Source organism: Bacillus pretiosus (assembly GCF_051294775.1).
Classification (GTDB): Bacteria; Bacillota; Bacilli; order Bacillales; family Bacillaceae_G; genus Bacillus_A; species Bacillus_A wiedmannii.
In genome coordinates this window covers 1-280 of the sequence record NZ_JBPPHF010000646.1, presented here as the reverse complement: position 1 = coordinate 280, position 280 = coordinate 1, and the positions used below count along the sequence as shown (strand labels likewise).

Sequence of the window (280 nt, the reverse complement as noted above, 5' to 3'; positions counted from 1 at the left end):
TAACTACACGTTCTTCAAGTTCTAATTTACTTGGGTCAATGCGATGCATCAATTTTCCCTCCTTTGACCATTAAAATTGTAATCGAGCCTCACGAGCAGCCTCAGCTAGAGCTTTAACACGGCCATGGTATAAGTAACCACCGCGATCGAATACTACTTCTTTAACGCCTTTCTCTACAGCACGCTTAGCAACTGATTCTCCTAATTTCGTAGCAGCTTCAGTATTGCTAGTACCGTTAAGAGCAAGGTCTTTATCAAGAGTAGATGCACTTACTAACGT

The 280-nt window shown here is 41.8% G+C and carries 1 protein-coding gene; it reads right to left on the bottom strand.

Annotated features, from left to right (window positions below):
* Positions 1–70 precede the first annotated feature (70 nt).
* Positions 71–280 (bottom strand): 50S ribosomal protein L18 (gene rplR / locus ACSG5Z_RS32525; RefSeq protein ID WP_435713000.1); only part of this gene is annotated, 210 nt, incomplete at its 5' end.